General features: G+C 33.8%; 25 protein-coding genes. 19 read left to right on the forward strand and 6 right to left on the reverse strand.

The window, feature by feature from the left end:
- Positions 1-134: 134 nt before the first annotated feature.
- Positions 135-353: a hypothetical protein gene (locus V1503_RS17240; RefSeq protein ID WP_214480029.1), complete on the reverse strand. Its 219-nt coding sequence runs from the start codon at positions 351-353 to the stop codon at positions 135-137.
- 141 nt (positions 354-494) lie between these two features.
- Between V1503_RS17240 and V1503_RS17245 the strand changes: the two genes are divergently transcribed.
- On the forward strand, positions 495-875 hold the full coding sequence (locus V1503_RS17245) for a fluoride efflux transporter FluC (protein ID WP_214480028.1): 381 nt from the start codon (positions 495-497) through the stop codon (positions 873-875).
- 22 nt (positions 876-897) lie between these two features.
- Positions 898-1,254: a fluoride efflux transporter CrcB gene (gene crcB / locus V1503_RS17250; RefSeq protein ID WP_410628471.1), complete on the forward strand. Its 357-nt coding sequence runs from the start codon at positions 898-900 to the stop codon at positions 1,252-1,254.
- Between the two features lie 117 nt (positions 1,255-1,371).
- Here crcB and V1503_RS17255 read toward each other — a convergent pair whose 3' ends face one another.
- The gene (locus V1503_RS17255) at positions 1,372-2,235 is read right to left on the reverse strand and encodes a metallophosphoesterase (protein WP_320257057.1); all 864 of its coding nucleotides are present in this window, start codon (positions 2,233-2,235) and stop codon (positions 1,372-1,374) included.
- A gap of 204 nt (positions 2,236-2,439) precedes the next feature.
- On the opposite strand from V1503_RS17255, the gene fadH reads away from it, so the two are divergent.
- The 3 genes from fadH to V1503_RS17270 all read left to right on the forward strand — a co-directional run bounded on the left by fadH (position 2,440) and on the right by V1503_RS17270 (position 4,480).
- The gene (gene fadH, locus V1503_RS17260; RefSeq protein WP_214480026.1) at positions 2,440-3,204 is read left to right on the forward strand and encodes a 2,4-dienoyl-CoA reductase; all 765 of its coding nucleotides are present in this window, start codon (positions 2,440-2,442) and stop codon (positions 3,202-3,204) included.
- A 162-nt stretch (positions 3,205-3,366) separates the two neighbouring features.
- Positions 3,367-3,606, forward strand: a complete 240-nt coding sequence (locus V1503_RS17265; RefSeq protein ID WP_320257058.1) for a hypothetical protein — start codon at positions 3,367-3,369, stop codon at positions 3,604-3,606.
- A gap of 349 nt (positions 3,607-3,955) precedes the next feature.
- Entirely contained in the window at positions 3,956-4,480 is a 525-nt protein-coding gene (locus V1503_RS17270; RefSeq protein WP_410628475.1) for a DUF3993 domain-containing protein, read from the forward strand.
- Between the two features lie 50 nt (positions 4,481-4,530).
- Here V1503_RS17270 and V1503_RS17275 read toward each other — a convergent pair whose 3' ends face one another.
- On the reverse strand, positions 4,531-4,770 hold the full coding sequence (locus tag V1503_RS17275; RefSeq protein WP_410628477.1) for a glutaredoxin domain-containing protein: 240 nt from the start codon (positions 4,768-4,770) through the stop codon (positions 4,531-4,533).
- 175 nt (positions 4,771-4,945) lie between these two features.
- Entirely contained in the window at positions 4,946-5,917 is a 972-nt protein-coding gene (locus V1503_RS17280) for an MBL fold metallo-hydrolase (protein WP_410628479.1), read from the reverse strand.
- A 177-nt stretch (positions 5,918-6,094) separates the two neighbouring features.
- Here V1503_RS17280 and V1503_RS17285 point away from each other — a divergent pair, with 177 nt between their 5' ends.
- From V1503_RS17285 to V1503_RS17350, 14 genes are all read left to right on the forward strand, one after another.
- Positions 6,095-6,331 (forward strand): YkuJ family protein, encoded by a 237-nt coding sequence (locus tag V1503_RS17285; protein ID WP_214480021.1) that lies wholly within the window; start codon positions 6,095-6,097, stop codon positions 6,329-6,331.
- Positions 6,332-6,374: 43 nt separating this feature from the next.
- Complete coding sequence (locus V1503_RS17290; RefSeq protein ID WP_320257061.1) at positions 6,375-6,524, forward strand: hypothetical protein; 150 nt, start codon at positions 6,375-6,377, stop codon at positions 6,522-6,524.
- A 328-nt stretch (positions 6,525-6,852) separates the two neighbouring features.
- A complete protein-coding gene (locus tag V1503_RS17295) occupies positions 6,853-7,371 on the forward strand; it encodes a ribonuclease H-like YkuK family protein (protein ID WP_214480019.1) in 519 nt (172 codons plus the stop codon).
- Between the two features lie 87 nt (positions 7,372-7,458).
- Entirely contained in the window at positions 7,459-7,902 is a 444-nt protein-coding gene (gene cbpB, locus V1503_RS17300) for a cyclic-di-AMP-binding protein CbpB (protein ID WP_214480018.1), read from the forward strand.
- Positions 7,903-7,963: 61 nt separating this feature from the next.
- Positions 7,964-8,830, forward strand: a complete 867-nt coding sequence (gene ccpC / locus V1503_RS17305; protein ID WP_214480017.1) for a transcriptional regulator CcpC — start codon at positions 7,964-7,966, stop codon at positions 8,828-8,830.
- Between the two features lie 97 nt (positions 8,831-8,927).
- A complete protein-coding gene (dapD, locus tag V1503_RS17310) occupies positions 8,928-9,638 on the forward strand; it encodes a 2,3,4,5-tetrahydropyridine-2,6-dicarboxylate N-acetyltransferase (protein WP_214480016.1) in 711 nt (236 codons plus the stop codon).
- A gap of 220 nt (positions 9,639-9,858) precedes the next feature.
- A complete protein-coding gene (locus V1503_RS17315) occupies positions 9,859-11,001 on the forward strand; it encodes an N-acetyldiaminopimelate deacetylase (protein WP_410629461.1) in 1,143 nt (380 codons plus the stop codon).
- 78 nt (positions 11,002-11,079) lie between these two features.
- Entirely contained in the window at positions 11,080-11,322 is a 243-nt protein-coding gene (locus V1503_RS17320) for a YkuS family protein (protein WP_214480014.1), read from the forward strand.
- 338 nt (positions 11,323-11,660) lie between these two features.
- On the forward strand, positions 11,661-12,203 hold the full coding sequence (locus tag V1503_RS17325; RefSeq protein ID WP_214480013.1) for a peroxiredoxin: 543 nt from the start codon (positions 11,661-11,663) through the stop codon (positions 12,201-12,203).
- A gap of 327 nt (positions 12,204-12,530) precedes the next feature.
- The gene (locus V1503_RS17330) at positions 12,531-12,986 is read left to right on the forward strand and encodes a TlpA family protein disulfide reductase (RefSeq protein WP_214480012.1); all 456 of its coding nucleotides are present in this window, start codon (positions 12,531-12,533) and stop codon (positions 12,984-12,986) included.
- Positions 12,987-13,184: 198 nt separating this feature from the next.
- A complete protein-coding gene (locus tag V1503_RS17335) occupies positions 13,185-14,939 on the forward strand; it encodes an ABC transporter ATP-binding protein (protein ID WP_410628486.1) in 1,755 nt (584 codons plus the stop codon).
- 12 nt (positions 14,940-14,951) lie between these two features.
- Complete coding sequence (locus tag V1503_RS17340; protein WP_410628488.1) at positions 14,952-16,772, forward strand: ABC transporter ATP-binding protein; 1,821 nt, start codon at positions 14,952-14,954, stop codon at positions 16,770-16,772.
- 805 nt (positions 16,773-17,577) lie between these two features.
- Positions 17,578-19,068, forward strand: coding sequence for a S8 family peptidase (locus V1503_RS17345; protein WP_410628490.1), 1,491 nt, complete (start codon positions 17,578-17,580; stop codon positions 19,066-19,068).
- Between the two features lie 302 nt (positions 19,069-19,370).
- The gene (locus tag V1503_RS17350) at positions 19,371-20,027 is read left to right on the forward strand and encodes a potassium channel family protein (RefSeq protein ID WP_214480008.1); all 657 of its coding nucleotides are present in this window, start codon (positions 19,371-19,373) and stop codon (positions 20,025-20,027) included.
- A gap of 85 nt (positions 20,028-20,112) precedes the next feature.
- Here V1503_RS17350 and rnjA read toward each other — a convergent pair whose 3' ends face one another.
- A complete protein-coding gene (gene rnjA / locus V1503_RS17355) occupies positions 20,113-21,780 on the reverse strand; it encodes a ribonuclease J1 (protein WP_214480007.1) in 1,668 nt (555 codons plus the stop codon).
- Positions 21,781-21,786: 6 nt separating this feature from the next.
- Positions 21,787-21,996 carry a DNA-dependent RNA polymerase subunit epsilon gene (locus V1503_RS17360; protein ID WP_214480006.1) on the reverse strand — a complete coding sequence of 70 codons (210 nt, stop codon included), beginning with the start codon at positions 21,994-21,996 and terminating at the stop codon, positions 21,787-21,789.
- Positions 21,997-22,339 lie beyond the last annotated feature (343 nt).

The following is a 22,339-nucleotide window of genomic DNA, read 5'->3' on the forward strand; positions in this document are numbered from 1 at the left end:
TTTGAGAGTGTTAATTAAAGGCTCTTTTCGTAAACTTAATTAATCTCTTTTAGTTTTATGATTATGATTAACTGATGTGTACGATGTGATTTTTATAGTCTTTAACGAAAAGCAACATTTAATGCGAAAACATCCTAATTTAAAGGGTGCTTTCTATACGAATAAGGATAATTATAACCAAAACTGTAAGGGTTTCCGTAACCTCCCCCATAATAATATCCTCCGCCATAGGGATAGCCGCCGTAATAAGGAGGATAATATGGTGGTCTAAAAACATAAGGGCTTATCGCAAGTCCAGCTAAAAAGGGGAGAAATGGGAATCTTTGATAACGTTGAAAATGATGTGGATACATATTTCATCCGCCTCCTATCGTTCATTCTTTTCATCATATGGGAAAAAAGCGGAAGTTGAGCTTGATTACTTACAAGCTGTGGAGGAGGATTAAGCCTATATTTTATCTATCTACAAGTTTTTATAATATAGGAGTGATTAGATGTTCGTCTATTTAACACAAATATTGTCTGTCGGAATTGGAGGGGCATTGGGTGCAAGTGTACGTTATTTATTGCAAGTTGGTCTTGGAAATGACTTTTTTCCAATTGCCACTTTTATTGCAAATATGGTAGGCTCCTTCTTATTAGGCTTGTTATCAGGACTAACGGCAAGATATGAAATGAAAAGCAATATCAAACTATGTCTTGGAACAGGTTTTTGTGGAGGTTTTACAACAATGTCTGCTTTCGCAGCAGATATATATATTTTAAATACTCAGCAATATTCAAGTGTAATGTTTGTTTATATAAGTTTAACGTTATTGCTAGGCTTAATATTATCTTTTATCGGGATAGTAATTGGACGAGGAGTAAAAAGATAAGTGATAGGAAGGTGAAGTAGTGTTGACTATTTTGTCAATCATGCTTGGTGGAGCGATAGGAGCAATGAGCCGATATAGTATTGGTTTACTCATTTCAAAAAAAAAGAAACATTTAGGGTTCCCCGTTGCAATGATCATTGTTAATTGGATTGGCTCTTTCGGTCTAGGTATCAGTGTTCATTTTATAACGGGCTTATATCCTTATGCTCAATCTTTCATAACAATAGGTTTTTTTGGAGCACTTACTACGTATTCAACTTTCAGCGTGGAGGCAGTAGAATTAATCTTAGAGAAAAAGTATGTAAGTAGCTTATTATATATACTACTAACGTTTATAGGGAGTATTGGTTTATATTCTTTAGGGGTCAACTGGTTTTAGAATGTTATCACTCCTATCAATTAGTGAGAACACGTCAGGATAGGAGTTTTATCTATAACGGTAAAACATTAGTACTCATATTAGAATACAATGCTAACAACAGGCTCTAGTCTATTATTAAGCATTAAGATGGAAAACAGTTATTTCGGGCTTTGATAAAAAACGGAATGGGAGTCGTGTTGTCCCAATACCGCGATTTACATAGACACTCAAATTGCTTTCTTCTACTTCATAAAAACCCTCAACATATGTTGTTGCTAGTGGAGGGGTAATTAGTGGACCAAAAAAAGGTAGCTGTACTTGCCCTCCATGGCTATGGCCAGATAGTTGAAGATGAATTGGGTATTTTGATGTCACTTGAGCAGCATCTGGTTCATGTGCTAATAATATCGTGAAGAGCTCTTGTGGAACATTTTTCAAAGCTTTATCGTAGTCAGGATGTCCTAGTAATAAATCATCAACTCCTACTAAACATATTTGACTACCATCAGGTAAACTAATAATAGTTGATTCATTTACTAGCAATGTAAACTCTGCTTTGTTCATAATTTCAAGATAAAGATTTGATCCATATCCACCATGGTCGTGATTGCCGTATATAGAAAATTTACCTAGTGGAGCTTTAATACTTTTTAAAATTGCTGGTATTTTATCAGCATCTTTAAACGTCATAGGACTATCAATTAAGTCACCTGTAAATAATACTATATCTGGTTTTTCTTCGTTAATTTTATTCACTGCACTTTGAAGTTGCTTCAAATTATAGTTATATCCAATATGTAAATCACTAAATTGAACAATTTTTAGACCTTCAAAATTGTTTGGAATGAGTTGATGGGATATATTTTGATGGACTATAGACAGTTGTTTCGGCTCAATATACCTTGCATAATAATAACCTAATGAGGTTGCTAACAAACTACCAACAGTGATAGAAAATGAGCGTTTTAAAAATGTTCTTCTCGTTTGCTTCTGTGTCATTTTATTTCTCAACCTACCTATAAATACAAATAAAATCTATATAAATCTTATGTTTATTATACTTGTTAGCAGGGAGAATAAAAAGATAGAATAGTAACATACATTATTTTCTAAAAACTTAATTAAAAGATTAGAAAATTTAGAAAAGACATGGTATGATTAAAATGAATGGACATTCATTCATTTTAAAAGGGGGTTCACATGATGAAAGATAAGGTAGTTATAGTAACTGGCGGTTCTAGTGGAATGGGTAAATACATGGCAATGAAATTTGCTCAAGAAGGTGCGAATGTTGTCATTACAGGGCGAAATGTGGAAAAACTTAATGAAGTTAAAAAAGAAATAGAAACCTTTGACGGACAAGTGTTGACAGTACAGATGGATGTCAGGAATATTGAAGATGTTTCACGAATGGTAAAAGAAACTGATGAAAAATTCGGTAGAATTGATTCACTAGTAAATAATGCGGCAGGTAATTTTCTAGTTCCAGCAGAAAATTTATCTGTAAATGGTTGGAATGCAGTCATTGATATTGTGTTAAACGGTACATTCTATTGTAGTTCAGAGGTTGGAAAGTATTTTATAGATAAAGGGATAAAAGGAAGTATCCTAAATATGGTAGCCACATATGCCTGGGATGCAGGTCCTGGAGTTATTCATTCTGCATGTGCAAAAGCTGGAGTTTTGACAATGACAAGAACTTTAGCAGTTGAATGGGGAAGAAAATACGGGATTAGAGTGAATGCTATCGCACCTGGTCCGATAGAAAGAACAGGTGGAGCTGAGAAATTGTTTATTTCTGAAGAAGCAGCAAAGCGTACACTCCAAAGTGTTCCATTAGGTCGATTAGGAACACCTGAAGAGATAGCTAGCTTGGCATACTATTTATTATCAGAAGATGCTGCATATATTAATGGTGAATGTGTGACAATGGATGGTGGCCAGTATTTAAATCAAATTCCATTTTAAGAAAAAAATAACAAAATAGATGTGAATATAAGGGATATACCGAATAATTTCTTTGGTATATCCCTAGTTTTATTTAGTAAATATCACCATAAAAAATACGTCTGAATATAGATAACTTATTTGTGAGAAAGTAAAAAAAGGATGTGTGAAGGTGGTGATTCAGTGAATAATTTAACATTTATACTGATGATTATTTCGATCCTTATATTAACGATCGGTCTAATCTATACCTACAGGTTAGGAAGGGCATTAAAATTGCAACAAGATGAGTATGACCCGGAATTAAATGAAAAGGTCCAAGATCACCCAGTTATGAGAAATCCTATTTTTATTGCATATTTAATAGCACTTGGATTGGTTGTTGCCTATATGATTTATTTAGCTGTTAACTCAAATTGGTAGCCAAGCCAATTTGAGTTATTTAGTTGTAAACACAAATTGGTCAGCCAATCCAATTTGAGTTATTTAATTGTAAACACAAATTGGTCAGCCAAGCCAATTTGAATTATTTAGTTGTAAACACAAATTGGTAACCAAGCTAAGTCTTCTATTAACCCCTATTCTTAATAAGGTTTTCAAGAATAGGGTGTTTTTGTGTGCACCACTATAGTTTATGTAGAAAAAAACAACATTAGTGCAGAGAAAAATGTCAAAATATTATGGATATTTACGAACGATTTATGCTAAATCAAGTCATATTTGTTGATACAATGATATTAACTATAAAATCTAGTTAAGAAAGGAGAATTATTTGGTCAATTACTTCACCCAACTGTTGCTGTCTATCGCCTTGTTGTACTGTTCTGTTGAAGATACGCAATTATATACACTCCCCTCTAAGGAAAACATAATTAATCATCTCCAAGATGCCTTTAACACACAAGTCTCCTTAAGTGAAGATTATCGTACACATGAAGAAATCACTGAGTTACTCTCACCGTATTTTAATGATGAATTTATGAATAAGTTTATTAGTGAGAAAGTTGTTCAAGAAGAAGATGGTTACATAACTCTTGGAACCGATATTGCACGTTATTACATTCCATTCTTTTCGTATACAGATCAAACAGTAGTAATATACGACATACAATTGCAGCAAATATATATTTATGAATATTTTTTAGAAGAAAATAACATCTTATTTACAAGTCCTGACCATTATGAAATTGTTACACTTAGCAAGGTAGAAGGTGAATGGAAAATTGCGGAGATTGAAAGTAGCGAGAGTAAACCGTATCGAATTAGCGAAATTGAAAGAACAAACAAGGTGGAGTAGACTCTCCACCTTGTTTGTTTTGTATAACCCACGTTACAACAGACTCACGACTATTCTTCTATATTAAGTATATTAGCTAATTTTGTGAGATCAAAACCTTTTACAATTTCATCATCAATAATAATTGTTGGTGTAGAATAGGCTTTATATTCATTAATTAAACGTTCTCTTTCACGTTTATTTTTTGTAATATCGATCTCTTGATATGTTATCTTGTGGTGTGCCAAAAATTTTTTAACAACCTCACAAGGTGGGCAGTCTGGTTGGCTATATACAGTGATGCTTCTCATAACAAATCAAAGGCCTCCTGACGTATTGTTATAAGCTGTGCTCAGGTTAAGATATAGGGATCTTGGTTTCTTATACTATAGCAATGATGATAAAACTATTCTAATTGTTTAGAAATAGTCTAAAGTATGTAAACAGCTTTGTCGACCTCTATTGTAACATATGTACACATGTAGCTCATCCTTCATGGGACATATCTTCAATCAAATCATTCTTACCTAAATAATCTACAATTCCCATTGCACAGACTGACATATCCATAGGTATAATATTGTAAATCGGATGGCTTTCGGGAACTCCTTGCTCGTGAAGATAAGCAGAAATCATTGAAAATAGTTCCTCAGTTACTGCTTGAACTTTATGTTCATTATTTTTGTTAATACCTTTAGTTCCTGCATCAATAAATTTCGGTATCCAATAATGAAGTTGATTGAATACTTCCTCCACATTTGTTGTCATGCCATAATGTCCAAAATAAATGGCTTTTATATCTAGTTGCTTAATCACTTTTGCAGAATGTAACATTTTTTTTGGGTCAAATTGATTTGGAGATGTTGAAGGTAAGAACAGCAAGATATTTAGCTCACTTAATTGTTTGTAATAAATGCCTAGAGTATCACCTGTAAATATTCCCTTACTGATTGGGTCATAAATGCTGAAATGATGATTTGCATGGCCAGGTGTATCGTAAAAAGTTAACATTCGATCTTTGCCAATTTGAAGTTGTTCTTTATCTTTCATAATTACAATTTTGTTTTCTTCGATGGGAACAATTGGGTCAAATAATGTATTGAAATTCATACCGTAGACTGCTTTAGCGCCCGCTATTAATTTGGATGGATCAACTAAATGTCTTGCGCCTTTAGGGTGTACGATAACTTTAGCATTTGGACAATGTGATAATAATAATCCAGCTCCTCCTGCATGATCAAGATGTATATGGGTAACGATTATATAAACAATCTCTTCAGGTTCAACGCCTATATCAGCCAAACCCTTCAATATGTATGGTATCGATGGACTAGCACAAGTTTCTATTATCGTTGGCTTATCGGTTTTAATTACAAAAGTTCCAGTCCTTTCCTGCATTCCTAAATCAAAATCGTCAGTTAAAAAAATGTCATCAAAAATTTGAACAGGCATACTCAATTATATATCTCCCCTTTGCAAAAAGAGTATTTAATACCTTTTATTGTATGTGCTTTATTTATATAAGTAAAGTAATGAACAGAAAATTCAGAAAGATAAATCATGAAAAATAGTGATGAAAATTTCATTGATAGTAAAACATATATAATAACCCATGTAGTAAAGGAGAGCGATATGATGTCACAATTACAAGCAATCATAAATCGTCTCAATAGTTTGCGCGAAAATACGTTGCAGGGAGATTTATCCCAGCGATTTTTTGAAGTGGAAGGAGAAAAAAAATGCAGTGTTAAATTCTTTCAAAATAATAATGCTTTTGAGCTGGAGGTTTATGAAAAAGGAGAACAGTCTAAGCGATACCAATTTGATAATATTGACATGATTGCAATAGAGATATTTGACTTAATTCAGTAATTGTAAAAAATTATCGGTAATATATATTCAGGGAGGTGGTTGATTGTTTCCAGATATTTTTGTCGTTTGCCCACAATGTAAATCAACATCAACGATAGCTTCTGTTTTAACAGCCCAATCAAATCAAAATGTTATTTATACATGCCCTAAATGTAATTTTGTTGCACGCAATATTGAAACAAGTAAAGGATGAGCCCTCTTTTAAAGAGGGTTCTTTTTTTGGCTCTAGTCGCATTCATTGTTGCTTTTCGTAATAAGAGTCTAAACACGAATACAGCAAACGTTCGAGTCATCTTTTCTACTTTATAGACAATAGAAATATTCCTAGACATCATTTACTTAAATATACGTAACAATCGATTAAAACTTTATTTTACTGGTAGTTTTCAAGAGAAATTGCAGCAATGCTACGAAAAGAGTTTTACGAAATAAACCATTCTATTTATAAGCATTAATTTATAGAACTATTTCATCCAAGACTACGTATATTATAGTAAATAATGCCAGGGGTGGGATAACAAATGAATGATAAGCTCATGTTTTATAATATATCGGAAACGAATATGTCATTTGAAACAGTTATCTGTAGAATCACTGAATTCATGAAAAGTGACCCCCATTCGCTTTATGTTTTATCGATAGGCACAGATTCACATATTCATAAAGAAATTACTCGTTTTATTACCGCTATTCACTTACATAGGGTGGGTAAAGGTGCTTGGGGATGTTTGAAAAACTACAATTTATCTCGCCCGGTTCGAAGTTTGCGGGAAAAAATATCTTTAGAAACTAGTTTAAGCCAAGAAATTGCTTATGATTTTACGACAAAGTATGTAACAGAGTTATCGGAGGTTATTTTACCTTATATTGATAAAGGGGCTGATTTTCGATTAGAAGTTCATTTAGATATCGGTAAAAAAGGGATGACAAAGGAATTGATACATGAAATGACAGGGAGAATTACTGCAATGGGAATAGAAGCAAAAATTAAACCAGATTCTTACGCTGCTTTTTGTTATGCAAACCGCTATACAAAGTAGTTAAGCAACAGCCCTTACATAAAGTATTATTGCTAATAGTGTGATACAATAAAAAGGAAAATGAATAGTTAAAGGGGAAGATCAGCAATGATAAGCTTACACAGTAGTGAATTCTTAGAAACAAACATTAAGGATTTACTTATTCCAGCTGATAAAGTGGCCCATGTACAAATAGGGAATAGTTTAGAGCATGCCTTGTTAGTATTAACAAAGTCTGGATATACAGCAGTACCTGTATTGGACCCAATGTATCGTTTACATGGCTTAATAAGTTCTACGATGATATTTGATGCTATTTTAGGCTTAGAAAGAATTGAATTTGAGCAACTTGAAAATATGAAAGTTGAAGACGTCATGAATAGTGATATTCCAAGATTATATGTAAGTGATTCCTTAACAAAAGGTTTAAATTTGGTCGTTAATCATCCGTTTGTGTGCGTACAAAATGATGATGAGACGTTGGAAGGAATATTTACCCGAAGAGCTATTTTAAAACAATTAAATCGCCACGTTCACAAATTAAATAAATAGCATTGTTCGCTGATATTTCATCTATTGAAGCGATAAGAAAAACTGAGTTAGAGGTATGAACATGCAATTTTCAGAGTTTCAATTATTAGTTGTGTTAGCTCAAGAATTAAATATGCGTAAAGCTTCAGAAAAGTTATTTGTATCTCAACCTGCGCTGTCACAAAGGCTTCATTCTATAGAAAAAACATGGGATACTCAAATCTTTCTTCGTTCCCAAAAAGGATTAACATTAACACCGGCTGGTGAAAAAATTGTAAACTATGCAATGGAAGTAGTGAGAAATGAAGAAAAGGTTCGAGAAGAGATCAACAAGTTAGACCAAGAAATACACGGAACTTTAAAAATAGCAGTTGCAACGATTATCGGACAGCACTGGTTACCGAGTGTGTTAAAACAGTTTGTCAATACTTATCCACATGCAAAAATATCGTTAATAACAGGGTGGAGTAGTGATATTTTAAAAAGCTTGTATGAGGATTCAGTGCATATTGGTATTATCCGAGGTAATCCAGAGTGGAAGGGTGTAAAAAAGCATCTACTGTCGGATACTTTATATTTAGTTGATACAGAAATTAATAAAATTGAACAAGTTTTAGAAACTGAAAGGCCTTTTATCCAATTTAAAAGTGACTCTACTTATTATCAAGAAATACAAAATTGGTGGCATCGTCAATTTCAGACAACTCCTAAAAGGACAATCGTTGTAGATCAAATTGAAACTTGTAAACAAATGGTTTTACATGGAATTGGCTATGCCATCCTGCCATCTGTTACTCTAGATGGGGATTCTAACATGTATCGAATTCCATTATTAGATGAAAATGACCGTCCAATTACTAGAGATACATGGTTACTTGGTTATGAATCTGCATTTCAGCTAAAACAAGTACAAGCATTTATTGATATAATAAAGAACTCAAAACAGTAACTTTGTAGAGTTCTAAAACAGTTGTCACATATTCTTTTGTCTGTTAAAGTATAACAGAATAACTAATTAAACAAGTAAAGTTGTGGAGGTATAAGCTATGAAAATGATGGATGCTAACGAGATCATATCTTTTATTTCAAATAGTAAAAAATCAACCCCTGTAAAAGTATACATAAAAGGTGAGTTGGAAGGTCTTGAGTTTGGTGCTAATTCTCAAACATTTATAACTGGAGATACAGGAGTAGTTTTTGGAGAATGGGAAGACATTCAATCTGCTCTAGAGAGTAATAAAGAAAAGATCTCTGATTATGTAATTGAAAATGACCGTAGAAACTCTGCTATTCCAATGCTGAACCTTAAAAATATAAAAGCACGAGTTGAACCAGGTGCGATTATTAGAGACCAAGTGGAAATAGGAGACAATGCTGTAATTATGATGGGAGCTTCTATTAATATTGGTGCAGTTATAGGTGAGGGAACGATGATCGATATGAATGCTGTTCTAGGAGGACGAGCAACAGTAGGGAAAAACTGTCATATCGGAGCAGGTGCAGTACTTGCTGGTGTGATTGAACCACCTTCAGCAAAACCGGTTGTAATTGAAGATGGTGTTGTCATCGGAGCAAATGCGGTCGTTCTTGAAGGAGTTACTGTTGGACAAGGAGCAGTAGTAGCCGCTGGAGCTATTGTTATTGATGATGTGCGTCCAAATACGGTAGTAGCAGGCACCCCAGCTCGTGTAATAAAAGAGATTGACGACAAAACAAAATCAAAAACTGAAATTATGCAAGAGTTAAGAAAACTGTAAATGTGATAACAGAAAGGCCTTTTTCGTATCTTTTTTGCCGTATTCTCAAAGAATGGACAGCATGAAGAGTTTTGTAAGAACTCAACAATGTTAAAAGTAGAAAAGACGCCGCTGTATACGTGCTTAATCTAAGTACGAAAAGAAACAATTATAAAAATAATGCTAAGCGTGGACAAATAAGTCCACGCTTATGTTTTAAGGAGGTATAAATTTGAATGAAATGGACCGTTTTATAAAAATCCGAAGAGATTTACATCAAATTCCTGAATTGGGTTATAAAGAAAATAAAACCCAACAATACTTAATTAACTACTTATCTACTCTAAATGCTGAACGCTTTGTTATGAAGAAATGGAAAACTGGTTTATTCGTTAAAGTTGCAGGAACTAATCCGCAACAAACCATAGGTTATCGGGCTGACATTGATGGGCTTCCAATTACTGAAGAAACTGGGTATGAATTTTCAAGTAAACATAAAGGCATTATGCATGCGTGTGGACATGATTTTCACATGAGTATTGCGTTAGGCGTGCTAACTCACATTGTAAATCACCCTATACGTGATGACGTTCTTTTTTTATTTCAGCCTGCTGAAGAAGGCCCTGGAGGAGCGTTAGAAATGCTTAATAGTGAGATAATGAAAGCGTGGAAGCCAGATGAAATATTTGCTCTACATATAGCGCCAGAATATCCTGTTGGAACGATTGCAACAAAAGAAGGGTTGCTTTTTGCTAATACGTCAGAATTATTTATTAATTTGAAGGGGAAAGGTGGCCATGCTGCTTATCCGCATCTTACAAATGACATGGTTGTAGCAGCTTGTGCACTTGTTTCTCAATTACAATCTATCGTTTCGAGAAATGTCAATCCACTTGATAGTGCGGTTGTTACCATTGGCAAAATTACCGGAGGAACAGTACAAAATATTATTGCAGAAAATGCAAGGTTAGAAGGAACGATTAGAACTTTGTCTGAAGAAGCAATGAACGATGTAAAAGGTCGAATAACATCTATCTTGAATGGGATTGAAATAGGGTATCAATGTGAAGTAGAAATCGACTTTGGATCGAACTATTACCAAGTGAATAACCATAGCGATAAAACTCGTGAGTTCATGCAATTTGTTAACGACCAGACAGACGTAAAGATGATTGAATGCACCGAGGCTATGACAGGTGAAGATTTTGGTTATTTAATTAAGGATATTCCTGGCTTCATGTTTTGGTTAGGAGTCGACTCTCCCTATGGCTTACATCACGCAAAGCTCATGCCAAACGAACAAGCCATACCAGTAGCCATAAACTTAATCACACAATATATTAACTACAAGCAGGGTTTGACCCCCACTATATTACCGAGTTAAGTGGTAGGGGGTTAGACCCTTTTATAATGAATATTTTATTGGATGTTAGCCAAATTAAATGTGAGGAGGTGGTTTTTGATGGCAAAAGTAGGAGTTGAGCAATCGTTAACCCAAGTACAACAGGCACTTGAAGAGAAGGGACATCAAGTAGTTCAGTTACAACAGGAAAGTGACGCTCAAGGATGTGATTGTTGTGTTGTAACTGGGCAAGACTCCAACTTTATGGGAATGAATAATGTAGCAACAGCTGGCCCGGTTATCGAAGCGAGTGGGTTATCTGCAAATGAAGTGTGTCAGAAGGTGGAAGATAAATTAGGCTAAGGTGATTAAAGAAATAAAAAGAGGACTAGGAAATCAAACTATTCCTAGTTTTCTTTGTATGGAATAAAGACCATTTATGTTAGAAAAAACAACTCATTTGTCATGATAGTACTATTATCAGGGCGTAATATTTTTCATCCGTTAGTTTGTTTGATAAACTATTATGTGTAGAAAATAAATGATGCACCAAAAAAATATAATAACTATCTATTTAAATTAATTATAATTTAATATTGACTAAAAACACATTGTATATTATAATTTTTTTTGTTAAGATATTCATTAGTGAGAATTCAACATATTAATTCTCAATTACAATAATATTGGAGGTAATACATATGGCAGAACGTCTAGTAGGTAAACAAGCACCACGTTTTGAAATGGACGCGGTTTTAACAAATGGAGAATTTGGTAAAGTAAGTTTAGAGGAAAACATGAAAAATGATAAATGGACTGTGCTTTTCTTCTACCCAATGGATTTTACTTTCGTATGTCCAACTGAAATTACTGCTATTTCAGATCGTTATGAGGAACTTGAAGATCTAGATGCTGAAGTAATTGGTGTTTCAACTGATTCAATTCATTCACATAAGGCTTGGATTAACACACCAAGAGACAGCAACGGCTTAGGACAATTAAACTATCCATTAGCTGCAGATTTAAATCACGCTGTATCAAGAGATTATGGTGTTTTAATTGAAGAAGAAGGAATTGCTCTTCGTGGATTATTTATTATTAGCCCTGAAGGGGAATTAATGTACCAAGTAGTACACCATAATAATATTGGACGTGAGGTTGAAGAGGTACTTCGTGTACTACAAGCTCTTCAAACTGGAGGTCTTTGTCCAGCTAACTGGAAACCAGGTCAAAAGACACTTTAATTCACTAAGTATAAACAACACTTTAAATGCAAATAGACATGTGCTTACAACTGCAACATATAGAAGAAAGGGTCTAACGAATATGTTAGACCCTTCCTTAGCATCATCGTTGTAATTATATTAATATAGGCTGTTCAAAAAGTCTGGATGAAGGATGTAATATTTCACGGTAAGTGACATTTTGAATAGTACTTCCTGGACTTGGTACTCGTAAATATTAATTTGTAGTATGTGAGACTACAAGTTACTCGGAGAAATCAAAACACTTATCTCAGCACTACGCCTTTTATCTTCCTTTTTGAACATGCTCTTATAGGAGTGAATTTAATGAAATTAAGAGAACAAATGCCAGAGTTAACTGGAGCAACAACTTGGCTAAATGGTGAAGTAACAAAAGAGCAACTTGTAGGTGATAAGCCAACGTTAATTCATTATTGGTCAGTTAGTTGTGGGTTATGTAAAGAAGCGATGCCTCAAATAAATGAATTCCGTGACGAATACAAAGATAAATTGAATGTTGTAGCAGTCCATATGCCACGATCAGAAAAGGATTTAGATATTGAGAAGGTAAAAGAAGTTGCTCAAGAACATGATATATCGCAGCCCCTTTTCGTAGATAACGATCATAAGTTAACGGATGCATTTGAAAATCAATATGTTCCAGCATATTATGTGTTTGATAAAGAAGGAAAATTGAGACATTTTCAAGCAGGTGGAAGTGGTATGAAAATGTTGACAAAGCGTGTAAATCGTGTTTTAGAAGAGTCGGAAAAAGCTGAATAATAATAACCATGTAAGAAGCCCAAAGTGAAGTATATTTTGGGCTTTTTGTTTTGAATAGCTTCCAGTTTTATTAATTGGTTTTATTGTCATTATTGGGAATAGAATTTTAAAAATAGAAAATAGTAGAAAAATATGATGAAACACGGTATATTTATTTATACGTCTAAAAAAACCAATAGTTAGTTAGGAGGTCATAAGATGGAAACTTTTCGTAAACTTAAAAGCTTTTACTGGCCATACAAACATCTGTTCTTATGGTCATTATTTTTTTCATTGTTTGTAACGGGAATTATTGTAGTGTATCCAATCATTTTACAATATACAATTGATGAAGTTTTTATTGGTGGTAAACACTCAGCTGTTCCGTATTTGGCTTTAGGCTTTGTTGGAATTATGATTATAAAAGGTATTGCAACTTTTTTTCAACAGTACTTAGGTGATATGTTTGGCATAAAATCTGTGTATCATCTTCGAAATACACTGTATGAAAAACTGCAATATTTGCCTTTTCGTTATTACGACAACGCCAAAACAGGAGATTTAATGTCAAGATTAACTGCAGATGTTGAAGGTTTTAGATTTTTCTTATCATTCGGTATTTCAGAATTTATTCGTCTCATACTTTTAATTACAGTAAGCTTATCTGTTATGTTTTATTATTCTATTGAACTAGCAATGATAACGATTGCTGCTTTACCGTTTTTAGCAATTGTTGTTTATAAGTTTGATAAGCAAGTTCATCCAGCCTTTAGGGGAATCCGTAAATCATTTGGCCGCTTAAATACTAAAGTTCAAGAAAATATTAGTGGAATTAATACAGTGAAATCCTTGTCTAGAGAAGGATTTGAAATATCAAAATTTAATACAACGAATGATGATTATAAGGATAAATATTTGCATACAGCCAATGTATGGGCTAAATTTTTCCCGTTAATGGAGTTTATAGGTAATCTATGTGTAGTAGCGTTATTAGCATATGGTGGGAACTTGGTTATTAATGGAGAGCTAAACCCTGGAGAATTAGTAGCTTTTTTCAGCCTTGTTTGGTACATTATTTGGCCGATAGCAAACTTAGGGTTTGTAATCAATTTGTTTTCACAGTCAAAAGCCTCTGGTGAAAGACTGTTGGAAGTTCTTGAGGCAGAAGAAGAAATTAAAAATGCTGAAACACCTATTACTACAGCAAAGCTTGAAGGTAATATAGAGTTTGAGCAAGTTACATTAGAATATAGTGATGAGGATACAGCTGCAATAAAGAATATTTCTTTTCATGCAGAAAAGGGGAGAGTTATTGGTCTCATTGGGTCAACTGGTTCAGGAAAGACGAGTGTTACGCAATTATTAACAAGATTTTACGACCCTGCAGCTGGTTTTGTTAAAATCGATGGTAGGGATGTAAAAGATTACGCTCTCCATACTTTGAGAAAAAACATTGGTGTTGTATTACAAGAATCATTTTTATTCTCATCTACAATAAAAGCGAATATTGCCTATGGAAAGCCTGGGGCGACCATGGATGAAATCATTGATGCTGCGAAACGTGCGAATGCACATGAGTTTATAATGGATCTGCCTGATGGATATGATACGTTGTTAGGTGAAAGAGGTATGGGCTTGTCTGGTGGTCAAAAGCAGCGTATTGCCATTGCTCGAGCAATTTGTATTAATCCTAGTATTCTCATTTTAGATGATGCGACAAGTGCTGTTGATATGGAAACTGAATTTAAAATTCAGCATGCACTTCAGGAAGTAATGAAGGACAGAACTACGATTATTATCGCTCATCGTATTTCTTCATTAAAACATGCAGATGAAATATTAGTATTAGAAGAAGGTAGAATTGTAGAACGAGGACTTCATAATGAGCTATTGAAGAACAATGGGATGTATAAAAGGATATACGATATTCAATATAAAGATCAAAAACGTATTCTTGCTACTCAGATCGGATAAGGTGGGGTGAACATGAAAAAAGAAAAACTGAATGAGTTAGTAAAAGAGAGATTTCACTATTCCACAGATCAAGCTATCGATAAACCATTCAATTGGAATCAAATGGTTCGATTGCTTAGTTACATGAAACCATATGTTAAATCATATTTACCGTTAGCGATCCTGACAGTTATTATAACTACAGCTGTACGTCTCATTATTCCGATCTTAATAGGAATCTACACGCTAGACCAAGCAGTGAAATATAAGGATACAGACTTATTGATTAAACTGGTTATCATTATCGCTGTTTTATATACGGTCTCGTATGTAGCAAATATGTTGCGTATTCGCTGGATGAATTTACTTGGTCAAAATATTATTTATGATCTACGTAAACATCTATTTACCCATGTTCAAAGGTTGTCACACAAGTTTTTTGATCAACGATCAGCGGGTTCAATATTAGTTAGGATCATGAACGATATTAATTCATTACAGGAATTGTTTACAAATGGTGTCATTAATTTATTAATGGACTTAATTATTTTAGTAGGTATTGTTGTTATTTTATTCTCAAATAGTCCATCATTAACGATTGCCATCATGGTCATTTTACCAATTATGTTTATCATATCGACAAGCTTACGTAAAAATATACGACGTTCATGGCAAAATGTGCGGATGAAGCAGTCGAAAATGAATTCACACTTAAATGAAAGTATTCAAGGGATTCGTGTGACGCAGGCATATACACAAGAGCCTGAAAATATTACTTTTTTTGATGGTATAAACACTGAGTCCTATCTTTCATGGAAAGATGCAACAAAAAAGAACGCTCTTTTTAGACCATTTGTTGAAATGTCTAATGCGATTGGTACAGCGATCTTAATTTGGTATGGATCAATTTTAATTACAGGTCAAAGCTTGAGCGTCGGGGAGTTTGTTATGTTCGCCTTTTACTTAGGTATGTTTTGGGAACCTATTTCAAGATTAGGCCAAGTTTACAATCAATTATTAATGGGTATGGCATCTAGTGAAAGGATTTTTGAATTTTTAGATGAGAAGCCACTCGTTTCAAACAAAATAGATGCAAATCCACTGCCAAATATGAAAGGTGATATTGATTTTCGTGATGTGACTTTTTCATATGACGACAAGAGAACAGCACTTGACAAAGTTTCATTATCAATTAAACAAGGTCAAACTGTTGCCCTAGTTGGGCATACTGGGTCAGGTAAAACTACGATTGCAAATTTAATAGGTAGAAACTATGATGCTACAAGTGGAGAAGTAATAATAGATGGTTATAACATAAAAGATCTGTTATTGGACAGTGTTAGATCACAAATTAGTGTAGTTCTACAAGATACATTTATATTTTCAGGTTCAATTATGGATAATATTCGTTTTGGAAGACCTGATGCAACTGAAGATGAGATTATTGAAGCAGCAAAAGCCGTTGGTGCACATGATTTTATTGAAAAACTAGCTAACGGCTACGAGACAGAAGTAGAGGAAAGAGGCAATGTCTTATCTGTCGGAGAGAGACAACTATTATCTTTTGCAAGAGCATTGCTTGCTGACCCAAAAATATTAATACTTGACGAAGCAACAGCAAGTATAGATACAGAAACAGAAGTGAAAATCCAACAGGCTCTAAAAGAACTATTATATGGTCGAACTGCAATCATTATAGCCCATAGATTATCCACGATTAGAGATGCTGATCATATTTTTGTCCTTGAACAAGGTAAAATTATTGAAGATGGAACACATGAACAGTTGATGGAACATCATGGAGAGTACTATAAGTTGGTTGAAGCACAATTTAAAATGCTTGAAGTAGGATAGTAACAAACCACCGAAAAGGTGGTTTGTTTTTTTGTAAGATTCTTTTCTTACTTTGTATTTATTACTATCAAGATTTTAGTAAATGAAATGTATTATATGATTTTATAGTCTCTAAAGAAGAAAAGATACCCCGAGCGTTATTAAGATTCGTGTGTTGTTGGTATTACGAAAAGCAAGAAATAATGCGGAAACAAGCATTAGTAAGGTTCTTTTCTTGCTTTGTGTTATTGTTTCAAACTATATCCATGAAAAATGGTTTTATATATTAGTCATCGTTTTACAGAAGAAAAATAACCCCGAAAGTTTGAAATTTTTCGAGTTTACTTCATATTACAAAAAGCAACAATTGATCCGAAAACAAGGATTAGTAAGGTTCTTTTTGAGGCTTAGTATTTATTATTATCAAGATTTTAGTAAATGAAATGTATTATATGATCTTATAGTCTCTTAAGAAGAAAAGAAGCCCTGAGCGTTATTGAGATTCGTGTGTAGTTGGTATTACGAAAAGCAAGAAATAATGCGGAAACAAGCATTAGTAAGGTTCTTTTCTTACTTTGTATTTATTACTATCAAGATTTTAGTAAATGAAATGTATTATATGATTTTATAGTCTCTAAAGAAGAAAAGAAGCCCTGAGCGTTATTGACAATATTTATAGTCAATTCTTACATAGCTTATATGAGAAGATTAATATAGTGCTTTTTACCTATATTATTAATATAAGGATATAGTCGATAAGTAGCAAGGATTTTATCTAAAATTATAGAATATTTATAATTGTACAAAATATAAGGGAGGAAAAAAGATGAAAAAATTTATAAGTTTGTTATTTACAGCATTACTAATAGTAGGTGTGACGCTACCTACGTCTGCTTCAACGAAATCAGAAGAAAGCATCTCTTATACGATTGTTTTTAAGAAAGAACAACTACCAGATGATGTCTCTTCAATCGTTGAGGAGCTAGGTGGTACAATAGTTAAATCCATACCGGAGATTGGTGTCCTTCAGGTCAAAGCTCCTACAGATTTTGCTAAGGAAGCAATAAAACACGCTGACATCTCAGCTGCAAACCCTTCGTTAGTCGTAAATGCACCTGATTTACATTCAATCGATATAGAAGATACATCAATTGATGTAAATAATGCTTCCTTATATGATTTACAATGGGACATAAAAAGGGTGACAAACGATGGTGCTAGCTATGATATTAACACTGGAAATCATGATGTTGTCGTAGGTATTATAGACTCTGGGATAGATGTCAATCATCCTGATGTTATAGAGAACTTGTTGCCAGGTTCTAAAAACTTTGTACCTGCTGGAGGATTCACTGGTGTAGATAAGTCCGAAACGGGTGATTTATACGATATTCAAGACCGTAACGGACATGGTACGCACGTTGCTGGAACAATCGCTGGAAACGGCGAAATTTTAGGTGTTGCTCCGAATGTAGGCTTCCGTTCATATCGTGTATTCGCAGCTGAAGGCGGAGCTCATGACGCTTGGATTGTAGAAGCAATTATTGCCGCTGCCAATGATGGTGTTGATGTAATTAACATGAGCTTAGGGGGGATCATGGCTAAAGGGCAAGTGTACTTCACTGATCCTGAAACTGGTGAGAGAACAAAACTAGGTGATGATGTTGCTGAATTTGTAGCATATTCTAGGGCGATGAAATATGCAGAGAAAAAAGGAGCTTTAGTTGTGACCTCTGCAGGAAATGATGGTATAAATGCATCAAATCATAAAGAAGTTACAGAACTCGCAAATATAAAATATGGTCCAGATGGGTATGAATTTATAGGTGCTAGCTTTTATGCTCCAGCGAGTATTCCAAACGTAGTGTCGGTATCAGCAACAGGTCCTTTTGATGAATTAGCTCTTTACTCTAATTACGGAAATGGGTTTGTTGACGTTGCAGCACCTGGTGGAAATTATGAATTGTATATGGAATATTTAAATGCAGGAATTTTTGACGAATATATCGCTAATCGTTTATTTGAGGGCGAGTTTAATCTTAGTTCAGTACCGGATGTATCTTATGAATACGATGCCGATGGTGTAATTGTTGACTATAGTTATATCGGCCCTTCATACTCTTGGCAAGTAGGTACATCCATGGCTGCTCCAAAAGTATCGGCAGTAGCGGCACTTATTTATGCCACAAACGATGATATTACACCGAAAAAGGTAAAACTGCATTTACAAAAATCAGCTGAAGATTTAGGTAAAAATGGGCATGATGAATTCTATGGACAAGGTTTAGTTAATGCTTACTATGCCTTAATGAGATAAGTACGTTAGTTAACTAAGTGAAAATGGTTAGATAAGTAATACATGCTGAGATAAGCTTGATTGCTTATCTTTTTTTTGTTTTGGCTCATTTCGTAAACTTTGTTGTTTTTCACTTTTATTTGAGTAGCAAATATGTTTATTATGATTGTTATGGTCTATAGAGAAATAAAGAAGCCTAGAACGTTAGCTATATAAGTGCACTTATATCTAAGAACGAAAAGCATCAATCAATGCGAAAACAGCCTATATTTTATGGTAAAATCAATTTGAACCATTTTCTTCACTATATTGGAGGAGTTAACGTGAAAAAAGAATTTGCAGTAATTGGACTAGGAAGATTCGGAGGAAGTATTTGTAAATCTTTAAGTGAACAAGGTATGGAAGTATTAGCTTTTGATATTGATGAAGATAAAGTAAATGAGTATGCTAATATCGCTTCCCATGCAGTAATAGGAGACTCTACAGATGAGTCAATATTAAAAAATTTAGGGATTAGAAATTTTGATCATGTTATTATCGCAATTGGTGATAACATTCAAGCTAGCATTTTAACTACACTCATTTTAAAGGAGCTCGGAGTTGAAAATATAACAGTCAAAGCACAGAATGATTATCATGAGAAAGTACTTTCTAAAATAGGTGCTGATCAAATTGTCCATCCCGAACGAGATATGGGAAGAAGAATAGCGCATAATATTATTTCAAATAACGTATTAGACTACTTAGAATTATCAGATGAGCATAGCATTGTCGAAATTGTTGCAAGTGAAAAAATTGATGGTAATTCATTAATTGATTTAGACATTCGGGCTCAATATGGAATAAACATTGTTGCAATTAAACGAGGTAAGGAGATCATTGTTTCACCTCAAGCAACAGAAAACATACATGAAGGGGATATTTTAATTGTTATCGGGGCAGATACAGATATCAATAGATTTGAAAAACATGTGATATAAGAAAGAAAAAGGGCTTACCTCGCTGTTATGTATTTTCTATTTATAGAAAATACATTTAACAAGCGGAAAGCCCTTTTTGCTTAAGTTATACTTCCATGATGATTGGTAAAATCATTGGACGGCGTTTTGTCTTTTCATATAAAAATGGTGATAAAGTATCTGTAATTTCATTTTTAATTTCAGACCATTGACTTGTGCGACGTTCCATGACTTTATTTAAATGCTTTGTTATTAAATTCTGAGCATCATTTATTAAGTCTCCAGATTCTCTCATATAAACGAAACCTCTAGATATAATGTCAGGTCCAGCTGCAATTTTAAAGTCTTTCATGTTAATGCTAACTACAACAATAACCAGCCCTTCTTCTGACAAGATACGACGATCGCGCAAAACGATATTACCAATATCCCCTATACCATTACCGTCAATATAAACTGATCCTGAAGGGATTTTTCCTGCAACAGATGCTTCCTTTTTGCTTAAAGCAAGCACTTCTCCATTGTCCATAATAAAACAATCTTCTTCCTCTACACCACAATCAATAGCAAGCTTGGTGTGCATTTTTTGCATGCGATATTCACCATGAATCGGCATAAAGTACTTAGGCTTAATTAATCGTAGCATTAGTTTTTGTTCTTCTTGTCCACCATGCCCAGAAGTATGAATGTCATTTAATTGACCATGAATAACTTCAGCGCCTGCTCTTGAGAGCCTATCTATTGTACGGCTAACGCTAATTGTATTTCCAGGAATAGGTGAAGATGAAAATACAACTGTATCACCAGGGATAATTTGAATTTGTCTATGTGTGCCATTTGCAATCCTGGATAAAGCTGCCATTGGTTCCCCTTGACTACCTGTACATAGAATTGTAGTTTGATTAGCTGGCAGTCTGTTGAGTTGAGCCGTATCTATAAATGTATCTTTCGGACATTGAATGTATCCAAGCTCTTGGCCTATTTCGATAGCACCTTCCATACTTCTCCCAAATACAGCGATTTTACGATTATTAGCAACCGCTGCTTCAGTAACTTGCTGCAATCGATGAATATTTGATGCAAAAGTTGCAAAGATAATTCGACCATCAACTTTCCTAAAAATATCGTGAATGCTATCACCTACACGCCTTTCAGACATAGTGAAATCAGGATTTTCACTGTTTGTGCTATCCGAAAGTAAGCATAACACTCCCTCTTTCCCTATTTCTGCCATCTTTGTTAAGTTTGCTGGCTCTCCAACAGGAGTAAAGTCGAATTTGAAGTCACCGGTATGTACAATTTGTCCTGCAGGAGTTTTTACAACAATACCATAAGAATCAGGGATACTATGAGTAGTCCTGAAAAATGTAATTGCTGTTTTTCTAAATTTTATAATATCGTCTTCTTTAATTTCATGAAAAGTTGTTCTTCGTAATAGTCCATGCTCTTCTAATTTATTTCTAATAAGGCCTAATGCTAATTTACCACCGTATATAGGAATATTAAGCTCACGTAATAAATACGGAATTCCTCCTATGTGATCTTCGTGTCCATGTGTTATAAATAAACCTTTTATTTTATTAGCATTTTTGACTAAATAGCTATAATCTGGTATTACGTAGTCGATACCTAAAAGTTCATCTTCAGGAAATTTAATTCCAGCATCAATTAAGATTATTTCATCTTGATATTGAACACCATACGTGTTCTTTCCGATTTCACCTAATCCGCCTAGAGCGAAAACCGCTACTTGATCATTTTTTACAAATTTCATTAGTTATCAATTCTCCAATACTTTAAAATCTTCATTTCTTTGTTCGAATTCTAAATATTCACCACTTACTAGCTGAACAAACTCAATATTTAGATTTCGATCTTTTAATTTTTCTCTTACATCCTGTTCTGAATCAGCGTTTATGTACACAGTTTGCGTCTTTTCTCTCACTGGTACTTCAAGTACATCTTCCTGAAAATAAACTTTAAAAATCATTCCTATCTCTCTCCTTAACCTCCGAAATTACAATTCACTTGTTTTATTATAAATAAAATAACATATATTTCATTTTTTTGCTGAAGTATATGAAAGTATATATTTATAGTAGTTACATTCACTTATTTTACAATAAAATGGTCCATGGTGCTAATTAAATAATGAGCCCTTCAGTAGAAGGGCATAAATGCATTTATATTATTATGCAATAGATTTTTTTCCAACAAGATCCCGCCACTGTTTCAACAATTTTTTTCTGAGTTTTTTTAGCATAGCTATGTCAACTCCTTATATATTTATTGTAAACGAACTTTAGTAATTGTTAAAGGGTATTTACAATCTT

This window comes from Nanhaiella sioensis (assembly GCF_046557775.1).
Classification (GTDB): domain Bacteria; phylum Bacillota; class Bacilli; order Bacillales; family SM2101; genus Nanhaiella; species Nanhaiella sioensis.